This window comes from uncultured Ruminococcus sp., assembly GCF_937915125.1.
Lineage (GTDB): Bacteria > Bacillota > Clostridia > Oscillospirales > Ruminococcaceae > Ruminococcus_C.
On record NZ_CALDMP010000076.1, the window covers coordinates 35,560 to 56,647 of the forward strand.

General features: G+C 52.2%; 16 protein-coding genes. 8 read left to right on the forward strand and 8 right to left on the reverse strand.

Annotated elements, in window-relative coordinates; genetic code table 11:
- Positions 1 to 70 precede the first annotated feature (70 nt).
- On the forward strand, positions 71 to 664 hold the full coding sequence (locus Q0418_RS07565) for a hypothetical protein (RefSeq protein ID WP_298483534.1): 594 nt from the start codon (positions 71 to 73) through the stop codon (positions 662 to 664).
- A 269-nt stretch (positions 665 to 933) separates the two neighbouring features.
- Here Q0418_RS07565 and Q0418_RS11025 read toward each other — a convergent pair whose 3' ends face one another.
- Entirely contained in the window at positions 934 to 2,370 is a 1,437-nt protein-coding gene (locus Q0418_RS11025) for a glucosaminidase domain-containing protein (protein ID WP_367276246.1), read from the reverse strand.
- 312 nt (positions 2,371 to 2,682) lie between these two features.
- On the opposite strand from Q0418_RS11025, the gene Q0418_RS07580 reads away from it, so the two are divergent.
- The 5 genes from Q0418_RS07580 to Q0418_RS07600 all read left to right on the forward strand — a co-directional run bounded on the left by Q0418_RS07580 (position 2,683) and on the right by Q0418_RS07600 (position 8,747).
- Positions 2,683 to 3,183 (forward strand): HD domain-containing protein, encoded by a 501-nt coding sequence (locus Q0418_RS07580; RefSeq protein ID WP_298483535.1) that lies wholly within the window; start codon positions 2,683 to 2,685, stop codon positions 3,181 to 3,183.
- 4 nt (positions 3,184 to 3,187) lie between these two features.
- Positions 3,188 to 3,778 (forward strand): putative ABC transporter permease, encoded by a 591-nt coding sequence (locus tag Q0418_RS07585; RefSeq protein ID WP_298483536.1) that lies wholly within the window; start codon positions 3,188 to 3,190, stop codon positions 3,776 to 3,778.
- Between the two features lie 359 nt (positions 3,779 to 4,137).
- Positions 4,138 to 4,599: a MarR family winged helix-turn-helix transcriptional regulator gene (locus Q0418_RS07590; protein WP_298483537.1), complete on the forward strand. Its 462-nt coding sequence runs from the start codon at positions 4,138 to 4,140 to the stop codon at positions 4,597 to 4,599.
- The gene (locus Q0418_RS07595; RefSeq protein WP_298483538.1) at positions 4,592 to 6,925 is read left to right on the forward strand and encodes an ABC transporter ATP-binding protein; all 2,334 of its coding nucleotides are present in this window, start codon (positions 4,592 to 4,594) and stop codon (positions 6,923 to 6,925) included. Before Q0418_RS07590 ends, Q0418_RS07595 begins: the two co-directional genes overlap by 8 nt.
- Positions 6,915 to 8,747, forward strand: coding sequence for an ABC transporter ATP-binding protein (locus Q0418_RS07600; RefSeq protein ID WP_298483539.1), 1,833 nt, complete (start codon positions 6,915 to 6,917; stop codon positions 8,745 to 8,747). Before Q0418_RS07595 ends, Q0418_RS07600 begins: the two co-directional genes overlap by 11 nt.
- 75 nt (positions 8,748 to 8,822) lie before the next feature.
- On the opposite strand, the gene eno is transcribed toward Q0418_RS07600, so the two are convergent.
- Complete coding sequence (gene eno, locus Q0418_RS07605; protein ID WP_298483540.1) at positions 8,823 to 10,124, reverse strand: phosphopyruvate hydratase; 1,302 nt, start codon at positions 10,122 to 10,124, stop codon at positions 8,823 to 8,825.
- A 184-nt stretch (positions 10,125 to 10,308) separates the two neighbouring features.
- Positions 10,309 to 12,261, reverse strand: a complete 1,953-nt coding sequence (gene metG, locus Q0418_RS07610; RefSeq protein WP_298483541.1) for a methionine--tRNA ligase — start codon at positions 12,259 to 12,261, stop codon at positions 10,309 to 10,311.
- A gap of 385 nt (positions 12,262 to 12,646) precedes the next feature.
- On the opposite strand from metG, the gene Q0418_RS11030 reads away from it, so the two are divergent.
- Together Q0418_RS11030 and Q0418_RS07615 are read left to right on the forward strand one after the other, a co-directional pair.
- A complete protein-coding gene (locus Q0418_RS11030) occupies positions 12,647 to 12,802 on the forward strand; it encodes a dockerin type I domain-containing protein (protein WP_367276247.1) in 156 nt (51 codons plus the stop codon).
- Positions 12,803 to 12,873: 71 nt separating this feature from the next.
- Positions 12,874 to 13,917 (forward strand): hypothetical protein, encoded by a 1,044-nt coding sequence (locus Q0418_RS07615; protein WP_298483542.1) that lies wholly within the window; start codon positions 12,874 to 12,876, stop codon positions 13,915 to 13,917.
- 100 nt (positions 13,918 to 14,017) lie between these two features.
- On the opposite strand, the gene Q0418_RS07620 is transcribed toward Q0418_RS07615, so the two are convergent.
- From Q0418_RS07620 to Q0418_RS07640, 5 genes are all read right to left on the reverse strand, one after another.
- The gene (locus Q0418_RS07620) at positions 14,018 to 14,146 is read right to left on the reverse strand and encodes a hypothetical protein (protein ID WP_298483543.1); all 129 of its coding nucleotides are present in this window, start codon (positions 14,144 to 14,146) and stop codon (positions 14,018 to 14,020) included.
- 12 nt (positions 14,147 to 14,158) lie between these two features.
- Positions 14,159 to 16,168: an ABC transporter permease gene (locus tag Q0418_RS07625; RefSeq protein WP_298483544.1), complete on the reverse strand. Its 2,010-nt coding sequence runs from the start codon at positions 16,166 to 16,168 to the stop codon at positions 14,159 to 14,161.
- Entirely contained in the window at positions 16,165 to 16,929 is a 765-nt protein-coding gene (locus tag Q0418_RS07630; protein WP_298483545.1) for an ABC transporter ATP-binding protein, read from the reverse strand. The genes Q0418_RS07625 and Q0418_RS07630 overlap by 4 nt, the downstream gene beginning before the upstream one ends.
- A 219-nt stretch (positions 16,930 to 17,148) precedes the next feature.
- Entirely contained in the window at positions 17,149 to 19,914 is a 2,766-nt protein-coding gene (locus Q0418_RS07635) for an SMC family ATPase (protein ID WP_298483546.1), read from the reverse strand.
- Positions 19,911 to 21,050, reverse strand: coding sequence for an exonuclease SbcCD subunit D (locus Q0418_RS07640; protein WP_298483547.1), 1,140 nt, complete (start codon positions 21,048 to 21,050; stop codon positions 19,911 to 19,913). The genes Q0418_RS07635 and Q0418_RS07640 overlap by 4 nt, the downstream gene beginning before the upstream one ends.
- Between the last annotated feature and the right edge of the window lie 38 nt (positions 21,051 to 21,088).

Genomic DNA, 21,088 nt, shown 5'->3' on the forward strand with positions numbered 1-21,088 from the left:
GGAGATGCCTTCATTCCAAATCCCTCATTCCTAAGGAATCACTGATTCACAAGAAAAGGAGGAGTCTGACTTGAATGTATATCGCTGTTATCTTCCGCCCCGTTCCCGACTACCCCAGGCTGCCGGAGTATGTGCTTCGCTGCTCTGTCTGAACACCATATATACGCTGCTCTCCATGCCCCACTATATGCAATACTGGGACTATTGGGCAACCTTTGGCGCAAGTCTCCTGCTGACAGGCATCTGCTTTGTTCTGGTGCGCCAGAGGACGGAATTGATCCTGTTTCCCACGGGCATACTGGCGCTGATCGGATGCTTTGCACCGAATCTGATGCACTGGATGGAAGTGGCGCTGTTTTTCCTGCTGCTTCTGCTGTTGGTGCTGCGAATGCCACCCATTATGGTGTATGTATTCCGCATTGCCGGGACATGCTTCGCCGGCATCGGCATACTGGGGGTACTTGTCCCCATGTTCCAGCGTATCGGCAGACTTGCTGAGACAGGACGTGCCACGGCGGATTTCATCGTGCCCTATGTGATCCGCAGCCTTGGAGGAGACGTGCTCTGTCTGCTCGCCATGCTGCTGCTGATCTTCGCCATGCGTCCTTATGCCCTGCCGGGCTGGATGGATGAAAACGACCGGTATGACCGGATCTGGGAGTAACAGGCTAATAAAAGGGCATCTCTAAAAACCCCGAATCCGTCAGATGTGGTGCAGATTTGCGACAGATTCCCTTTCGAAAAAACGCAGGAATACTCGATGTATTTCAAGTTTTTTCGAAAGGGAAGATGGCGTAAAGATGCGCCGCAGATGACGGGTAAGCGGGTTTTTAGAGGTGACCAAAACAAAATCCCCGGAAGGACTGCATTTTCCGCTGTTCTTCCGGGGATTTTTTGTTTAAGGGGTGTTGCCTTTAAAATATGTATCGCATTTTACTGCGGCATTCGCAAAATTGCCGACAAGATCCGCAGAATCTTTGCGCCGTAGTCAGCACCTGCCGCCCAGCCTTTTCCATAGGGATTTTCCTGAATACCCAGCCATTCCACATAGGGTGCACAACCCCGCTGTACATATCGGAATCGGGTGTCAATACAAGCCTGCACCAGGTCTCCCGTATCCGCATAAGCTTTCAGATGCTGTATCTGCGCACGGATGCCCAGCTGAGGTGTAGCAAAGGAATTCCCCTTCATGCCGCAGCTTGTAACGCCCATGCCACAGAAGTTGTTCTGATCCAATGTCACCGCCGAGCCCTTGAAAGTGAAGTTGCCCGTTTCCAGAAGAGACTGGGCAAAAGCCACATCACCCCGGACACCTTCTACTTCACCCTCGCTGAGGTAATAGGGGATCATATCCAGAACGCTCTGGGGCACGTCCGGGTTCACGGATTTCAGATAGGCGGTCATCTGCGCCACAGTTGCACCTGCAGTACCCATAATGGCGGTTTTTTCAATGGTCAGTGTCCCGTCAGCAGCTGCGTGATATTCCACGCCATCGACCAGAATGATGCCATTGCAGAGCATTGTGCCGTCCCCATAAAAATAGCAGCTTTTTCCGTCGATGGACTGTATCCCGGAGACTGCCGTGCCGGTGTCCGGATCAAAATAATAGGTATCGCCCGACACCGTCTTCCAGCCGGTCTGCACACCGCCTTCTGGTGTTATATCATACAAGCTTCCCTGGATCCAACACAGTCCCGTGAGACTATTTCCGGTTCCGGGGTCAAAATAATAGGTATGGCAGCCGATCTCCGTCCACCCGATGACCTGCACTCCGTCCGTTCCAAACTGATACCATATGCCGTCGATCTGCACATCACCTACAGCTGCTGCACCGGTTTCATCGGAATAATAACGGCAGCCGTTTTCATCCGTAAAGAACCCCAGCCGCAGTGCGCCGCAGTCGTCCAGCAGGAACAGGGTGTCTGCCTCTGTTTCCTCTCCCTGGAGAGTCACAAGCCCCCTCTGGGTGCCCGTAAGCTTTCCGGCATCTGCATCAACATAATAGTACCCGTCGCCATAGTGGATCCAGCCTGTCCGGGCAGTTCCCGTCTCCGGCTCATAGTACCGCCGCACACCTCCCACAGTCTGCCATCCCGTGCGAAGCGTGCCGTCCGGCGCAAAGAGATATGTCTCGCCGTCGATCACAGCTTCTCCTGTGACAAGATTGCCTGCTGCATCATAATAGACTAGCGCACCGGCACTGTTGGTGACCCAAGCATCGGGCACCGTCTCCACCGGTTCCAGGTCTTTGGTCGCCGTGGCAATCAGAGGCGTTTCTATGACAGTTTCCTCTGCTGCGGCAGTCATTCCGCCCAAACAAAGCGCTGCGCCGGCTGCGGCAGCGAAGAATAACATACGAAAAGGCTTCAAGTCGATTCCTCCCAGGATCTTTGATTTTACACTGCGGCTGCCTGAAATAGGCACCGTCTGTGCACATCCACCTTTTATTTTACCATATTTTATTGAAGAAGTCAATCTCTTTTGTGAAATCTGTTAAAATCCCAAAAACCTACCCATGACAGGAAACGTGCTTTTTCGTCATTTTGCAAGAATTTTCAAAGAAAATATGACGTTTTTTCGGGAACAATAAGAAAAAAATAACACCAATTTCGTTGACAATCCGACAAAAATCGGCTATAATGTAGACAATACAAGCTTCCAAGAGGCGGCAGGAGGAATTACATGTCTTTCAAAAAAGCGAAGCAGCCGGAAAAGGTACAGGAACATTTGTCTGCCTATCTATCAGACCGTGCCGTTTGTTCCATGGATGAATTCATCCAGCACGGCACCACTACCACTTTAGAGCACTGCCTTTCCGTGGTTTCTGCAAGCTGCGCCATTGCAAAAAAGCTGCATCTGCGTGTCAACTATGAAAACCTGACCTTGGGCGCACTGCTACACGACTTTTATTTATATGACTGGCACACCCATCAGGACGAGGGTGCGCTCCATGGCTTTGCCCATCCCCACATTGCCTGTCGGAATGCGGCAGCACGCTTTCACATCAGCCCGGAAGTTCAGCATATTATCCGCACCCATATGTGGCCCCTGACACTGCGGTTTGTACCGCGTTCCCGGGAGGCAGTCATCGTCTGCCTTGCGGACAAGTATTGCTCCACAGTAGAGACCGTCTCCGGCTTCTGGCATCATGCCAGAGCACTTGGACAAAAAAGGAGGGTGTAATTATATGGTATCGAGCCTGGCAGATTATGTTCTGCTCTTTTTTACATATTCCACACTGGGTTGGTGCATGGAGACCCTGTACATGGGTGTCCGGGAGCGCCGCATCACAAACCGCGGCTTTCTGCTGGGACCCTGCTGTCCCATCTACGGCATCGGTCTCGTGGGAATCACCATGCTGTTCCAGGACACAAGACATGGCTTCTGGTATGTCTTTGTTTCGATTATTCTCCTTTGCAGCGTGCTGGAATACACCGTCAGCGTGCTCATGGAACGGCTGTTCCACACCCGCTGGTGGGATTATCACGATATGAAATTCAATCTCCACGGCAGAATCTGCCTGGAAACCATGCTGCCCTTTGGTATACTGGGGACATTCGCATTATATCAGATCAACCCTTTCCTCATGGCAGTCTTTCACCGGATCCCAACGGGGATCTCCAATAAGTTCCTGACCGGTATCGTTCTGCTGGCACTGGTTGACCTGGTGGTGTCCGTGCGGACGCTGCTTCTCATCTCCCTGCCGGAAGGCGAAGCAGATCATACGGCAGAAATTTCCCGCCGTGTCCGGGAAGAACTAGGAAAGCGGTTTGGATAATACAGGCACAAATTTTGTCTAAGGCAACACCGCACAAAGAGCGCCTGGCGGCTTTGCACGTCATATGCTTGCATATTTTTCGTCATATTTTACAAAAATGCTCGTGAATACACAAAGTATTCACTGCGCTTTTTGTTTCATCTGACGAAAAATCTGACGGCGCATCTGACGCACAATCTTTGTGCGGTATTGCCCTAAAACTTTTTCGTGCATTCTGCATCATTTCAGCAGAATGCACTTTTTTTGTGACAGCTCCATGAAAACAGCAGGAAAGCCGTTGACAATAAAAATAACATACGTTATAATAAAACAACGTTATTTGATAACGTTGTTATAGAATTGGGAAAGAGGGTGTGAAAATGGCAGATCCGTTAGAAACCTTTCTGTCCATTACAAACCGGTTCCACAACCTGAATGTATTTACACTGCTGCCCCTGGCACGGCACGATTATATGGTGTTGTTCACCATACGCTGCCTGCAAAAGAAATACAGCGGCGGTCTCACTGTCTCTGCGGTGGCAAAGGAAATGCATGTGGTACAGCCGGCAGTATCACGGACGCTGCGCAGTCTGGAAGAGCTAGGGCTCATCCGGCGGGATGTGAGCCGGGAAGACCGGCGCAATACTTATGTGACGCTGACCCAGAAAGGACAGCTGACCATCGAAGAAGCAGACCGTGTACTGGAACAGTTCCACCAGGGGATCCGGGCGCAGTTCGCGCCGGAAGAAATGAAACAACTGATCCTGCTGATGGAACGGCTATATGAATCAGCTGAAATACAGCTGGAAACGATGAAGAAAGGAGCAGAAACGAATGGGTAAACTTTTCAAAAACCTGAAGCCTTACTGGAAATCTGTACTGCTGATCCTGGTACTGCTGATCGTGCAGGCATTTTGTGACCTGTCCCTGCCGCAGTACACCTCGAACATTATCGATGTGGGGATCCAGAACAGCGGCGTGGAACAACTTCTGCCGGAAAAAATGACGCTGACAGAATATGAAACAGCGCAGATCTTCATGACAGAAGAGGAACAAGCACAATGGCAGGACGCATATGAGATACAGGGTGAATTCTGCGATCAGAAATCCCTGAAAAAAGATACCCTGGACGAACTGGACGAGGAACTGATGATCCCCATCCTGCTCAACTATGAGATGTCTATGGTAGATGAGGCAAGTTTCCGGGAGATCGTGACACAGCAGAGCGACCCTGCTGCCGCAGAACAGATGGCGCAGATGAGCATCGAGGAGATCGGTGCATCGATGGGCGTGGAACTGAAGCCTTTCATCCGGACGGAAGAGGATGAGGACGGCAACGAAACTGAAGTCACCTGTGTGGATGTCCGTCCCCTGTTTCTTGCCATGGAGGAAAGCGGTCAGATGAATGACGCTGTTCTGGACGACATGCGCACCCAGCTGAAAGATATGCTGGACACCATGGGCAGCTCACTGGTGGAATCCATGGGCATTGCCTATGCCGTGCAGTGTGACAAGGATGCCGGACTGGACACAGATCACATCCAGAAAACCTATCTGTGGTTCTCCGGCGGCAAAATGCTGCTCATGGCACTGGTTATGATGGCAACTGCCATCGGCATCAGCTATCTGGCATCCCGTGTGGGCGCAGGCGTTGGCCGTGATCTGAGAGTGAAGGTATTCTCCAAGGTCATGCACTTCTCCGGTGCCGAAATGGATCAGTTCTCCACGGCTTCTCTGATCACCAGAAGCACCAACGATATTCAGCAGGTGCAGATGGTCACAGCCATTTTCCTGCGGATGCTCTTGTATGCTCCGATACTGGGCATCGGCGGCGTCATCAAGGTCGTGAACACCGGCGCAGGCATGGGCTGGGTCATTGTCCTTGCCGTGCTTGTCATTCTGGGTATCGTGGGCGTGCTCATGTCCATTGCTATGCCGAAATTCAAGAAAATGCAGGTACTGGTAGACCGGGTGAACCTGGTTTCCCGTGAGATTCTGACGGGACTGCCTGTCATCCGTGCCTTCTGCCGGGAAAAGACGGAGGAAGAACGCTTCGACCAGGCGAACCGCAATCTGACCAAGACAAACCTCTTTGTCAACCGGGTCATGACCTTTATGATGCCGGTAATGATGATGATCATGTATGGTCTGAGCATTCTCATTGTATGGGTCGGTGCACACCGTATCGACGGCGGTGTCATGCAGGTGGGTTCCATGACAGCATTCATCACCTATTCCATGATGATTGTCATGGCATTCCTGATGCTGACTATGATGTCCGTCATGCTGCCCCGTGCTTCTGTTGCTGCCGGACGAATTGACGAGGTTTTGCAGACGGAAACTTCCATCCAGGAAGCAGAACAGCCGCAGAAACCGGAATCGGTACACGGTGTGCTGCGGTTCGACCATGTGCATTTCCGCTATCCCAATGCCGAGGAAGATGCGCTGACCGATCTGGACTTCACCGCAGAGCCGGGTAAGACCACTGCCATTATCGGCAGTACCGGCTGCGGCAAATCCACGCTGGTGAATTTGATCCCCCGTCTGTACGACGTGACCGAGGGCAGCATCAGCCTGGACGGCATAGACATTCGGCAGATGGAACTGGAGGAACTGCGGCGGCAGATCGGTTTTGTGCCCCAGAAGGGTGTGCTGTTCTCCGGCACTATCGCCAGCAACCTGCGCTTTGGATGTCCTGATGCGTCAGACGCAGACATCCGGGAGGCGGCTGAAATTGCACAGGCGGCTGACTTTATTGAAGAAAAGCCGGACAAATATGACAGCGCCATTTCACAGGGCGGTACCAATGTTTCCGGTGGTCAGAAACAGCGTCTGACCATTGCCCGTGCCATTGCAAAACAGCCGAAGGTATTCGTCTTTGACGATAGCTTCTCGGCACTGGATCTGAAAACCGATGCGGCACTGCGAAAAGCTCTGGCGTCCCAGGTACGGGACAGCACGGTCATCATTGTGGCACAGCGTATCAGCACCATTCTCCACGCAGACCAGATTCTGGTGTTGGAGGAAGGAAAGATCGTGGGAAAGGGTACCCACGAGGAACTGCTGCACAGCTGTGAAGTTTATCAGCAGATTGCAAAATCCCAGCTTTCCGCAGAGGAACTGGGCTTAGAGGCATCCGGGGAAGGAGTGACAACACATGGCGAATGAAAGAAAACATGGAAAGCCCGGGCACGGCGGCGGTCAGATGCCCGTGGAAAAAGCAAAGAATTTTAAAGGCTCTATGGGAAAGCTGTTCGTATACATCAAGAAATATCATGCAGCAGTAGTGGTGGTCATTCTTTGCGCCATTGTCTCCACTGTGTTTAGCGTCATCGGCCCGGATATTCTGGGTAAGGCGACCACGGAGCTGGCCAATGGACTCATGGCAAAGATCCATGGCACCGGTGGCATAGATTTCACCAAGATCGGACAGATTCTGCTATTTGTACTGGGACTGTATCTGTTCAGTGCTCTGTTCAGCTTCATCCAGGGCTGGCTCATGACCGGCGTTACCCAGAAGGTATGCTACCGGATGCGCCGGGATATCTCCGAAAAGATCAACCGGATGCCCATGGCATACTTCGAAAGCCGTACCTACGGCGAAGTGCTCTCCCGGATCACCAACGATGTGGACACTCTGGGGCAGAGCCTGAACCAGAGTATTACACAGATCATCACTTCTGTGGCGACCATGGTAGGCGTTCTGGTCATGATGCTGCGTATTTCGCCCCTCATGACACTGATTGCACTTGTGGTTCTGCCCATCTCTGTTTTCCTCATTTCTCTGGTGGTAAAGAGATCCCAGAAATACTTCAAGCAGCAGCAGGAATATCTGGGACACATCAACGGACAGGTGGAGGAGACCTATGCCGGTCACACCGTCATCAAGGCATACAACAAGGAACAGGAGACCATTCAGAAGTTCCAGGAGACCAACGACACCCTGTACCGTTCCGCCTGGAAATCCCAGTTCTTGTCCGGTCTCATGCACCCCATTATGGTATTTGTGGGCAATCTAGGCTACGCTGCTGTGGCACTTTCCGGCGGTCTGCTTGCGATCCGGGGTACCATTACCATCGGTGATATTCAGGCATTCATCCAGTACGTGAAGAACTTCACCCAGCCCATTCAGCAGATTGCCCAGGTGCTGAACCAGGTGCAGTCCATGGCGGCAGCAGCAGAGCGTGTCTTTGAATTCCTGGAAGAGGAAGAAGAGGTACAGACCGCAGAACATCCGGTACAACCGGAAGAAATCACCGGTACCGTCTCTTTCCAGCACGTCTCCTTTGGCTATCACCCGGAGCAGATGATCATCCACGATTTCAGCGCCGATGTGAAGCCGGGACAGAAGATCGCCATTGTGGGTCCCACCGGCGCAGGCAAGACCACCATGGTAAAGCTTCTCATGCGGTTCTACGATGTCAACGGTGGTGCCATTCTTCTGGACGGACACAATGTCCGGGATTTCAACCGGAGTGAGCTGCGGGAAGCATTCGGCATGGTATTGCAGGACACATGGCTGTTCCAGGGTACCATTATGGAGAATATCCGCTACGGCAGACTGGATGCCACAGACGAGGAAGTCATTGCAGCGGCAAAGGCGGCACATGCCGACAGCTTCATCCGGCAGCTGCCGGGGGGCTATGATATGGAGCTAAACGAGGACGCAAGCAATGTCTCCCAGGGACAGAAACAGCTGCTGACCATTGCCCGGGCGATTCTGGCGGATAACAAGATCATGATCCTGGACGAAGCCACTTCCTCTGTAGACACCCGGACGGAGATTCAGATTCAGAAGGCGATGGATCATCTCATGGAAGGCAGAACCAGCTTTGTCATTGCACATCGGCTCTCCACCATCCGCAATGCAGACCTGATTCTGGTCATGAAAGACGGCGATATCATCGAACAGGGCACCCATGATGAACTTCTAGCGAAGAATGGATTCTATGCGGATCTGTATCGGTCGCAGTTTGTACAAACAGCGTAAATTACAACCAATTACAGCAAAACGGACGAACCCCTTTTACCCGGTTCGTCCGTTTTTTGCGCCAATATTTCGTGGTTATTGACCACGCTTCACATGAAATGCACCCATGCCCGGATATACAGCGCTGTCCCCCAGCACTTCCTCGATCCGCAGCAACTGGTTATACTTTGCCACACGTTCAGAACGGCTGGGTGCACCTGTCTTGATCTGACAGGTATTCAGTGCCACTGCCAGATCTGCAATGGTTGTATCCTCCGTCTCGCCGGAACGGTGGGATGCAATTGCCGTATAGCCTGCTGCATGTGCCATTTTGATCGCCTCCAGCGTCTCCGAAACGGAGCCGATCTGGTTCAGCTTGATGAGAATGGAATTGCCGCAGCCGGAACGGATACCCTTTTCCAGTCGTTCTGTATTTGTCACAAACAGATCATCCCCCACCAGCTGCACCTTATCCCCCAGCTCCTGGGTGAGCTTCTTCCAGCCCTCCCAGTCCTCTTCATCCAGGGCATCCTCAATGGAGATAATGGGGTACTTCTCCGCCAGGTGTTTCCAGTGGAGAATCAGTTCCTCTGAGGTGAAATGGGTACCTGCCTTGGGAAGCACATATTCCCCGGGTTTACCGCTTTTCCATTCGCTGGCGGCGGCATCTATGGCGATCATGAAATCTCTGCCCGGCTCATAGCCTGCCTGCTGGACTGCCATGAGAATATACTGGATGGCTTCTTCATCACTTGCCAGATCCGGCGCAAAACCGCCCTCATCTCCCACGGAAGTGGCAAGACCTCTGGAGCGCAGCAGGGATGCCAGTCCGTGGAATACCTCGGCACACCAGCGCAGGGCTTCTTTGAAGCTGGGCGCACCCACAGGCATGATCATGAACTCCTGCACATCCACAGTATTCGCCGCATGAGCACCGCCGTTGAGGATATTCATCATGGGCACAGGCAGGCGATTCCCGGAGATACCGCCCAGAAACCGGTACAAGGGAATATCCAGAGAAATGGATGCGGCTCTTGCGGTAGCAATGGAAACGGCGAGAATGGCATTTGCACCCAGGTTGGACTTATCCTTTGTGCCGTCCGCCTGAATCATGGCACGATCCACAGCGTAGATATCCGAGGCATCCATTCCCCGGAGGGTGTCATGGATTATGGTACTGATATTTTCCGCCGCTTTGGTAACACCCTTACCCAGATAGCGTGCGGCATCGCCGTCCCGCAGTTCCAGGGCTTCGAATTCCCCGGTGGAGGCACCGCTGGGTGCAGTACCTCTCCCTACTGTGCCGTCCAGGAGAGTCACCTCTGCTTCAACGGTGGGATTGCCACGGGAATCCAGGATTTCTCTGCCTACTACCTTTTCGATCTGCAAGTAATTCATTGCAATATGCTCCTTTCTATGTTCGCGATACTAGGAGTATGCCCGGGTTTGGGAAAGATATGCAGAAACGGAAAGCATGTACGCAAAAAGGCTGCCCGAATCGGACAGCCTTTGTTGTTGCTATATTCAAGGCAATACCGTGCAAAGCCGTCAGGCGGTCTTTTTGCAGTGTTGCCTTAAGGACTCAGCGAATCTTCGCTCCCACCGGCAGGGACTCATCCGGGAAGATCACCTTCACATCCCCATTGGGCATATCTGCCGCACAGATCATACCGCAGCTTTCCACGCCGCAGAGCTTTGCCGGCTTCAGATTTGCCACCAGCATGATTTTTTTGCCGATGAGATCCTCCGGGGCATACCAGGGCGCAATACCGGAAACCACCTGTCTGCCGCCCATGCCGTCGTCCAGCTGAAGCTTCAGCAGCTTCTTGGACTTCTTGACCTTTTCGCAGGCAATGACCTTCGCCACACGCAGATCCGTCTGTGCAAAGGTGTCGATGGGAATCTCCTCTGCCAGAGGCTGGGGCGTATATTCCGGCTCAGCCGGCTCTTCCTTGGGCTGGTTTGCCAGAATCAGCTGGTTCAGCTCATCAATTTCCTTGTCCACATCGATTCTCGGGAAAATGATATCTCCCTTGTGTACCGTCACATTTGCCGACAGTGTACCGAAGCTGGAAATGGTGCTGTATGCAGTTTCCGCCGGGGATGCGCCGATCTGTTCCCAGATTTTCGGCATGGTCTCCGGCATGAATGTGCTCAGGGGCACGGAGACAATGCGGATGGTCTCCAGCAAATTGTAGAGCACCGTAGCCAGACGAGTGCGGTTTGCCTCGTCACGTGCAAGAATCCACGGTGCGGTTTCGTCAATATACTTGTTGGCACGGGATACTACCTGGAAAATCTCTGCCAGCATGAGATTCAGCTGGGTCTTGTCCAGAAGTTCCTCCAGCTTGTCTTTCAGTCCGGCAGCAGCGGCAATGAGTTCGTCGTCAAATTCACCGGGCTGGCGTTCCTCCGGCAGTGTGCCGCCGAAGTATTTCTCCACCATTGCCACGGTACGAGAAACCAAATTGCCCAGTCCGTTTGCCAGATCGGAGTTGATGCGGTTGATCATAATCTCGTTGGAGAAAGAACTGTCTGCACCCAGCGCCATTTCCCGGAGAATGTGATACCGGATGGCATCTGCGCCGTAGCGGTCTGCCAGCAGGAACGGATCTACCACATTGCCCAATGACTTGGACATTTTCTGTCCGTTGAACGTGATCCAGCCGTGTACTGCCAGATGCTTCGGCAAGGGCAGATCCAGCGCCATGAGCATTGCCGGCCAGATAATGGCGTGGAAACGCATGATATCCTTTGCTACCATGTGTATGTCTGCCGGCCAGTATTCGTCAAAATCATGGTATGCGCTGTTTTCATAGCCCAGTGCGCTGATATAGTTCGACAGGGCGTCGATCCAGACATAGACCACATGTCCCTCGTCGAAAGTCACGGGAATACCCCATGTAAAGGAAGTCCGGGACACGCAGAGATCCTCCAGACCCGGCTTGATGAAGTTGTTCACCAGTTCGACCGCACGAGTCTTGGGCTGGAGATAATCCGTCTCCGTGAGCAGCTTTTCGATCCGGTCGGCAAAGGGCGACATCTTCATGAAATATGCCTCTTCCTTTGCCTCAGTGACTTCCCGGTGACACTCGGGACAGCAGCCGTTTTCGTCCAGCTGGGACTCTGTCCAGAAGCTCTCGCAGGGTGTACAGTACTTGCCCTTGTACTCACCCTTATAAATGTAGCCCTTGTCGTACAGTGCCTTGAAAATTTTCTGTACTGTCTCTACATGATAATCATCCGTTGTGCGGATATAGCGGTCATAGCTGATATGCATACGCTCCCAGAGCGCCTTGAAAACCTTGACGATCTCGTCCACATATTCTTTCGGAGTGATACCCCTTTCGGCTGCTTTCTGTTCAATTTTCAGACCGTGCTCGTCCGTTCCCGTGAGGAAAATGACATCATAGCCCTGCATTCGTCTGTACCGTGCGATGGAATCGCAGGCAACGGTGGTGTAGCAGTGACCGATATGGGGATTACCCGACGGATAGTAGATCGGCGTGGTAATATAATACGGCTTTTTTGACATACGAGGTTCCTCCTTAACATTCGCTGCCGCAGAAAGCGGCTGTTGCCTTTTATTGTACCATATTTTCGGGGATTTGTCACGTGTTTTTTTGAAATTTTCTAGAAATACGGATTTTAGCAGTTTGTTTTTTTATGTATTTTATAAGATTTTGCTATAATAATTTTCAAGCAATCTTAAAGTTATTTCATTTCGCATAAATTGCCGGCATTTTTCGACACAAAAAATGTTTATATATATAAATTTAGAATTTCAGTGTTGACTTTTATGGTGAAATGTGCTAATATATTGTTAGAAGAAAATTCGTGTTCTTAAAATTTTAGGAGGTGCATTTTTTATGAAATAAAAATTACGGTTAGCTTCATTATTGGTGGCATGTGTGTGCGTTGTGGGGTCTATTGCTTCGCTTTCGGCTTCTGCGACAGCACTGCGAGGTGATGTAAATGGAGATGGTACAATTAATTTATCAGATGCAGTTGCACTAAATAAATTTTTAGTTGGAAAACTCACTGTCACAAACCTGAGTAATGTTTTGAAAGGATGATTTTTATGAAAAGAAGGAAAAGGATATTAACAGCCACATGCACCGCTGCAGTTTTGACAGGCGTGTGCAGTATGCCGACATTTGCAGCTGGGATTCTGGCAGAGGGAAAGCCGATTCCGCAGCTTCTGGAGGAAATGGCGCAAGATACAAATTCGTACTTCCTCGAAACATCCGCCGGCATGTATCATTATCTGACGGAAGACAACTTTTACGCCATTGAACTCACAAAGAAATACTACACGATTCAGTTGGAACAGGGTCTGTCTCTCCCGAAGGATGCAGCGGCGCAGTTGGAAAAAGCGATTTGTATATATGGTAGTACAGACCCGGTTCCCGTGACAGAAGGCGCACCGAATATCACCAATCACTATGTGAACGGCGCTTCGCTAGAAGATTTTGGAGACGGAACATATCAGCTGGTACTTTCGAAATATTGTGAAGTGGATGAAACTACGCTCATCACCTATTTGCAGACCATTCCTGGATTTGCGTCTATCACCTATGGTGCTGCCGGATATGAACTGACAGACAGCAGTCTCAACCTGAACTATGATTTTGAGGGAAGTGAAAAGCGTCCGATGGACGGCACTCCGATCACACTCGATATCCAGACAACAGAGAATATTGCCTTGACAGCAGAAGATTTTGCAGAAAGTCTGGGCGTGGTTTCTGTAGAATCTGTAAGCAATGGTACCACATACAGAATATCCCTCGATTCGGAACTGTATCAGAAAATGACCCCAAGCGAAATGCTTCAGCTGGTCAAACAAATAGAAGTAACGGAACAGGTGGAAACAGTGGATCTCCACTGCCAGATGAATGAGCTTGCCTACGCTGCGGTAAACGAACCCATCGACAACGGCGCCATCCCCTACGTCACCCGAGGTGACTGCGATGAGACGGAGACAACCACTCCCGATGACGCTTACCTTGCGCTCCGGCACTATGCCGCAGACGCTGTAGGCGGCGAGCCTGCACTCTCCGACCGGAACCGCTGTGCCGCAGATGTCAACGGAAACGGCAAAGTCGATCCCGACGATGCCTATTTCATGCTGAAATATTACGCCGCAGCATCCGTGGGCGGCGATGCCCAGTGGAGCGAGATTCTGCAATAAGCGCATATTCAAAAATATACCATAGGCATACAATACAAAGACCGCAACACGGGCGAACCCATTTCACTTCGGGTTCGCCCGTTTTTTGCGCGGTGTTGCCTTAAGAAAATTTTTGCAGCACCCAGTCCATGCCGTTCCAGATGCCTGCCGCCAGAATCAGCAGCACACCCAGCGGAACTGCCACAACTGCCAGAAGGGAAAATCCCATTATTACTGTTAATTTACGCATCATTTGCACCATTTATTTCACCAGCTGGTAATAACTCCGGGAGGTCAGCTTGTACATGATCACATACAGAATTGCAAACACCAGGAAGCTGCCCACCGTGACGCCCACCAGCAGTGGTGTATTCGTCAGTCCGAACAAGATTAAGAGCCTGCGTACAAGGGGAAAAGCAAAGCCCGTGTGTACCCCAGCCGCCAGAAGCGGTGCCGCAAATACCGTCAATACCTGTGAGTTGATGCTCTTCCGGATCTCCTTCTGGGTCATGCCCACTTTCTGCATGATCTCGAACCGGGAGGCGTCCTCATAGCCCTCGGAGATCTGCTTGTAGTACATGATCAGCACAGTGCCGAACAGAAAGACAACGCTCAGCATGATACCCAGAAACAGCAGACCGCCGTACAGGGAATAGCAATTATGACGCTGTTCTGCACGACAGGCGGTGTCCACTCTGGGAAAGGCTTCGTCCTGCAATTGCAGTGCCTGGATGCTGCTGTCCATGTCATCCAGAATGGCAATCTGGGTTTCCTCGTCACAGTCCAGGTCAAAGCCATAATAGGTTTCCATCTCGGAGGCTTCATCGCCGTATACCTGCTTCTGGTGATTGTAAATCTCTTGCAGTGTATCTGCATCCTGCACCACAAGATACATGGTGGAAACGGCAGATGCCAGATTGATGCCCTGGGATACGAAGAGGTCTACCTGTTTTTCTACATACATGGGTGCCATCTCGCCAAATTGCAGCGTGTCATAGGGGAATTCCCCTTTTTCCATATGGATGAGCACATGGTTATCTGACAAAGTCTCTGTCTGATCGGAAAGCTGGTTATACTGTTCCAGCGTGTAGATCATGACCTGCAGCACATCATCGTAATTGACAAACCCGTCAAAATTTTTCCGATCAATGATGATCTTGTTCTCCTGCTGCATACCGGCAACGGGAAGATAAGAATAGTGAATCTCATGCTCCGGCGTCACATCATAAGTGTGCATGACTTCCGAAACGGCATTTTCTATGGATGTGGTGTATTCTGCATCCGCAGAATAGCTGTTCACTTCCATATCTGTGGGATATCGGCTGTACAAAATATCCTCTTCGCCAATGTACAGGCACAAGGAGGACGAGATCATAACCAGAACTGCCGTAGACAGGATGCAGATGGAGGCAAGGCTTGCGCCGTTGCGCTTCATGCGGTATGCCATAGAGGAAACAGAGACAAAGTGGCTGGTTTTGTAGTAATACCGCTTGTTCTTCTGGAGAATCTTACACAACGCCACAGAGCCGCAGATGAACAGCAGATAAGAGGAAATGATGACCAGCACAATGGCGACGAAAAAGACGCTCAGCGCCGCCATGGGCTCCTCAATGGTTATTGCCAGATAGTAGGCGATGCCCAGCAGGATCACACCGATCACCGCCAAGATCCACCGGGCTTTTGGCGGTTTTTCGCCCACCTTTTCCCCACGGAGCAACTCCACCGGCTTTGCCACGTGAATCTGTCCCAAAGAGTACAACAGGATCAAAGCGAAGCAAATCAACGTCAGCAGCAGCGTATTGCGTACAGCCGTGGGTTCGATGGAAAACGCCAGAACGGCTTCGTTTTCCAGCACCCGTGCTGCACACAGTTCCGCCAGCTTCGACAGGAGAACGCCAAGCCCCAAACCGCCTGCAAGGGAGGTCACAAAGAGCATAAGATTCTGCCACAGCAGGATACGGGCAATGTTCCACTTCCCCATACCCAGGATGTTGTATAACCCGAACTCCGTCTTACGGCGACGCATGAGGAAGGAATTCATGTAGAACAGAAAGATCACTGCAAAAATTGCCGTCACCGCCATGCCCCAGGACAAAATCAGCTGCAAATTCTGACCGCCGTGCATTTCGTGGACAGATTTGCTGTAGGTCAGATAGGAGACAATGTAGTACATCATGACGATGCCGATGCTGGTCAGAAGAAAAGGGAGATAGGTCTTTTTGTTCTTGACGATGCCGTGCCAGGCAAGCTTCGGGTATAGATTCATCTTCATGCGTTCTCGCCTCCCGTAGTCAGAAGTGCAAGAGAAGCAGAAATCCGCTGATAAAACTGTTCGTTGGTGTCACTGCCCCGATACAGCTGGTGGAATACCTGACCATCCTTGATGAACATGACCCGTCCGGCATGGCTGGCAGCCTTTACGGAATGGGTCACCATGACGATGGTCTGCCCCGACTGGTTGATGGCGGTGAACAGGGACAGCAGTTCATCGGTGGAACGGGAATCCAGTGCACCGGTGGGCTCATCCGCCAGGATCAATCTGGGATTGGTGATCAGAGCACGTGCCACTGCGGCACGCTGTTTCTGACCGCCGGAAACCTCATATGGGTATTTTTTCAGCAGCTCCGTAATGCCAAGCTGCCGGGCGATCGGTGCCAGCCGCCGCTGCATTTCCGCATATGGTGTGCCAATGAGCACCAGGGGCAGGTAGATGTTGTCCTCCAGAGAAAATGTGTCCAGCAGGTTGAAATCCTGAAAGACAAAGCCCAGGTTGTCCCGGCGGAATGCGGCGATCTGGGATTCCCGGATCTGGGTGAGATCCTTTCCGTCCAGCTGGACGCTGCCGCTGGTGGGACGATCCAATGCCGCCAGAATATTCAGCAGGGTGGTCTTTCCGGAACCGGATTCGCCCATGACGGCAGTATATTCCCCCTGTTCCACCACAAAGGACACATCCCGGAGCGCCTCCACCTGATTGCCGCCAAAGCGTGTGGTATAGATTTTTTTGAGATGGGATACCTCTAACATTGCCATTGCAATGACCTCCTTTTTGGAATGAAAAATGTCAGTATCGCCTATGGCGATGATTTATAAAATGAATCATTTTGAGTCAAGTGAACACTGACACGCCATTTTTCATTCCTAATTGCTTTTACAACTCCAGTATACCACAAACGGGAAATGCACCGCCATCGATTTGGCTTACATTTCCCGTGGTGAATCTTACATTTTTGTAAGATTGCGGTGTAACATTTATGAGATGATCTCCACCCGGCTGCCGCCGGTGCGGTCTTTTGTGACAATGATCTGCTTGTCCACCTTTTCTTTCAGTTCCGACACATGAGAAATAATTCCCACCAACCGGTTCTGGGTAGCAAGTCCCGTGAGGGCACGGATGGCTTGCTCCAGCGCATCCTCATCCAGTGCGCCGAATCCCTCGTCCACAAACATGGTATCCAGCTGTATGCCGCCGGCACTGGACTGGATCTCATCTGACAACCCCAACGCCAGGGACAGGGATGCCTGGAATGCCTCGCCGCCGGAAAGTGTCTTGACGCTGCGCTCCGAACCGTTGTAGTGGTCAATGACATCCAGATCCAGACCGCTCTGGCTGCGCATATTCCCAGCCGAAGTCCGGCGTTTCAGTTCGTACTGGTTGCCGGACATGATCATAAGCCGTGTGTTGGCACGCATGAGAATCCGGTCGAACTGGGTCATCTGCACAAATGTTTCCAGCATGATCTTTTCCTTGCCGCCCAGGGTGCCGTTTGCCGTATCCGCCAGTGCACCGATCTGCATGATCTGCTGCTCCAGTTCCGTACACTGCGCCGCCTGTGCCTGAATTTGTTCCAGAGCATGGCGGTTGGTGTGCAGCCGGAAGTGCAGATGCTTCTGGTTTTCCTCCAGAGTACGCCGTTTTTCTTCCAGTTCCTGCACCGTTTTTTGCACTTCTTCCGGCACAATTGGCTCCGCTTCGTCCAACTGCTTTTGCAGCGCCTGAATCTGTCCGTCCAGGGTGTGGATCTGGTCGGCGATCCTCTGGTATTGCTTTCCGGCATTGTCCTGCGCCGCCTGCAATTGTTCATATGTTTTCTTCAGAGCAGCCGCTGCCTGTTCCGCTTCGGCACGGCTGGTGTAAGTGAGAGAACTGCGCAGCTGCTCTACGGCTAGCTTTTCATTTTCCAGTTCCGTTTGCAGCCGGATAACCTGTGGCTCTGATGCAGCGCATTTCTGTTGCAGCTGTGCCAACTGAGCCTCCTGTTCGGGAATCTGCCGGGAGAGAATGGTTTTCCGTTCCATGCGACCCTGTTCCAGCTGCATTTCCTGTTCCAGCCGGGTGCGCTCTGCCTGTATCGCAGTCTGCTTCTGGAATACCGCTGCCGACAAATCGTCGGGAACAGGTGTTCCCAATAGTGCCGCTGCCATCTGGGTAACTTGCTGCGCCAGGGCTTCCTCTGTACCCCGGAGTCGTCCTGCTTCTGCACTTGCCTCTGCCGCCTGCTGCTGTGCCCGGTCACTCTTTTCCCGGAGCCGCTGCAATTCCGCTTCGCTGGGCGCCTGTGCCGAAGTGCTTGCCGGATGCGGATGGGATGTGGCACCGCATACGGGACAGGGAACGCCGTCCTGCAAAGATGCAGCGAGAATACCTGCCTGTTCATCCAGAAACGCACGGTTCTGGATGGTGAATTCCTCCCGGAGTGCCTGTGCTTTTCCGGATTTCTTCACGTAATCGTCCTGTGCTTTTGCCAGTTCTGCTGCCGCAGTCTGACGGGACTGTATTTCCTGGCGCAGATTTTCCAACCGCTCCAGCTGTTCTGCGGCACTCTGATACCGAGCATTGTATTTTTCGTACTGGGTGCCGACTTCTGCAAGAGCTTCCAGTTCCCCACGGGCAAGGGTCAGCTTCTGCTGCATCTGGGACTGCTGTGCTTTCAGCTGCTGTACCGTACTTTCCAAGATCTGGAGCTGCCGCTGTTTTTCCCGGAATTGCCGGCTTTTCTGCTCCAATGTGTCATATTGGGGCAGCTGCTGGGTAATTTGTGTGATCTGTCCGGGAATGGCGGCGTTTTTCTCCAGTGCCTGCTGTGCCGCTTGCAATTTCGCCTGTTGCTGCGCCTGCTTTTCCAGAAGCTGACGGCGTTCATAGATGCCGGCACGCCGGGCAGTTTGCACCTGCTCCAGTTCCTTTGCCCGTGTCAGCTGCGCAATGGCTTTTGCATGATCTTTTTGCAGGGCATCCGCCTGTTGTTTCAGCGCAGCTTGTGCCGCCTGGTCGGTCTGGAGCATACAGGTGATCAGTTCCATTGCCTCACTCAGGGGCAGACTATCCTGCTGTGCCAGCACAAGAGTTGCCGCCTGTGCCGGATCCTCCGGGGGCTGTACCTGCTGCAAATACTGTCCCATGGCACGTTTGCATTCCTGGTACCGGGACTGCAAAGCGCTGTGTGCACTGCGAAGCCGTTCCTGTAATTTCTGATAGCGTCCGGTCTGGAAGATCTGGCGGAAGATGCTTTTTCGCTCTTCGGTAGATGCCAGGAGAAGTTTCAGGAAATCTCCCTGTGCGATCATGGCAATCTGGGTGAACTGACTGCGATCGATGCCCATGATCTCCCGGACAGCGGCAGTGACTTCCCTTGTCTTGGTAACCACACGACCGTCCGGATATTCCAGAACGGCATCGGCTTTTTCCACGGTAGTACCGCCGCCGCGCTTTGCCGGGCGGAGATATTCCGGGTTGCGGCGGATGCGGTACTGCTTGCCGCTATAGAGAAATTCCAGTTCTACAAAAGTCGGCGTTTCCGGCAGGGCATATTTGGAACGCATCATGGAGCTTTCCCGGTTTTCGCCGCTGGCTTCGCCATAGAGTGCAAAGGTAATGGCGTCAAAAATAGTGGTCTTTCCGGCACCGGTATCCCCGGTAATGAGATAGAGTCCGTGGGTGCCCAGCTGTTCCAATTCCAGCTGAATTTCTCCCGCATAGGGACCGAATGCGGACATGGTCAGGCGAATGGGTCTCATGCGTCTTCCTCCTCCCAGATCTCGTCAATAAGCTTTTTCAAAAATTTCTGCTGGCTATCGCTCATGGGCTGATTGTTCTGCTGTTCGTACAATGCGGCAAATAGGTCGAAGGGTTTCTGTTCCTGTGCATCGTCTGCACCGGTGATTTGCCGGCTGGTTCGGGTGCGCTGGTTGTCATAGTCCAGCTTCATGAGATTGGGGTAGATCATGCGCAGCTTGCCGATGGCATCGGGGACATCTTCTTCGTCAGTGAGGACAATATGCAGATAATCCTCCGTATTGGTGTTTTCGTAGTTCTTTTTCTCCGTCAGTTCCAGATAGGTGCCACGAATCTCCCGCAGTGCCCGGAGCGGCTTTAGAGGGATCTCCCGGACGGAAACGCTGCCTTTTTCGCCCAGTTCCACTGCGGTAACAGATTTGGCATAGCCCATCTCCGACAGGGAATATTGCAGAGGCGAGCCACAGTAGCGGATGGTTTCGGAGTCGATGGACTGGGGGCGGTGAATATGTCCCAGGGCAGTATAGTCGAAGTCGGCAAAGAGGGCAGCGCTGACCTGGTCGGTGCCGCCGATCTCCCGTTCCTGGACTTCGCACAGGGAGGCTCCTGCCACAAACTGATGGGTCACCAGGACATTGCGCATCGTCTGATCCAGAGGAATGTGCGCCAGCACTGTGCGGACGGCATCCTCATAGTCGTTGATCTCCTCGTCAGAATAGCATGCACGGACGTGGGCAGGGCGGACAAAGGGCAGGAGATAGCACCGCACTTCGCCGTACTTGTCATGGAGCGTAACAGGAGAAATCGTGCCGTCAAATACAGGGGCAATATAGACCCGGCTGCGCTGCATGAGGCTTGCACCGAAAGAAACACGCTCCGGGGAATCGTGGTTGCCGCTGATGAGCAGTACAGTCAGTTCCATGGCGGCGAGCCGGGAGAGAAATTCATCGAACAGCTGCACGGATTCTGCGGAGGGAATGGATTTGTCATAGACGTCTCCGGCGATGATCACAGCATCGGGCTGTTCCTGCCGCAGAATCTGGCAGATCTCTTCTAATATGTAGCGCTGATCTTCCAGCAGAGAAATTTCGTTGAGCCGTTTTCCCAGATGGAGATCAGAGAGGTGGATGAGCTTCATGGGGAAACATCCTCCTTTTGAAAAAAGTTGAAAATTTA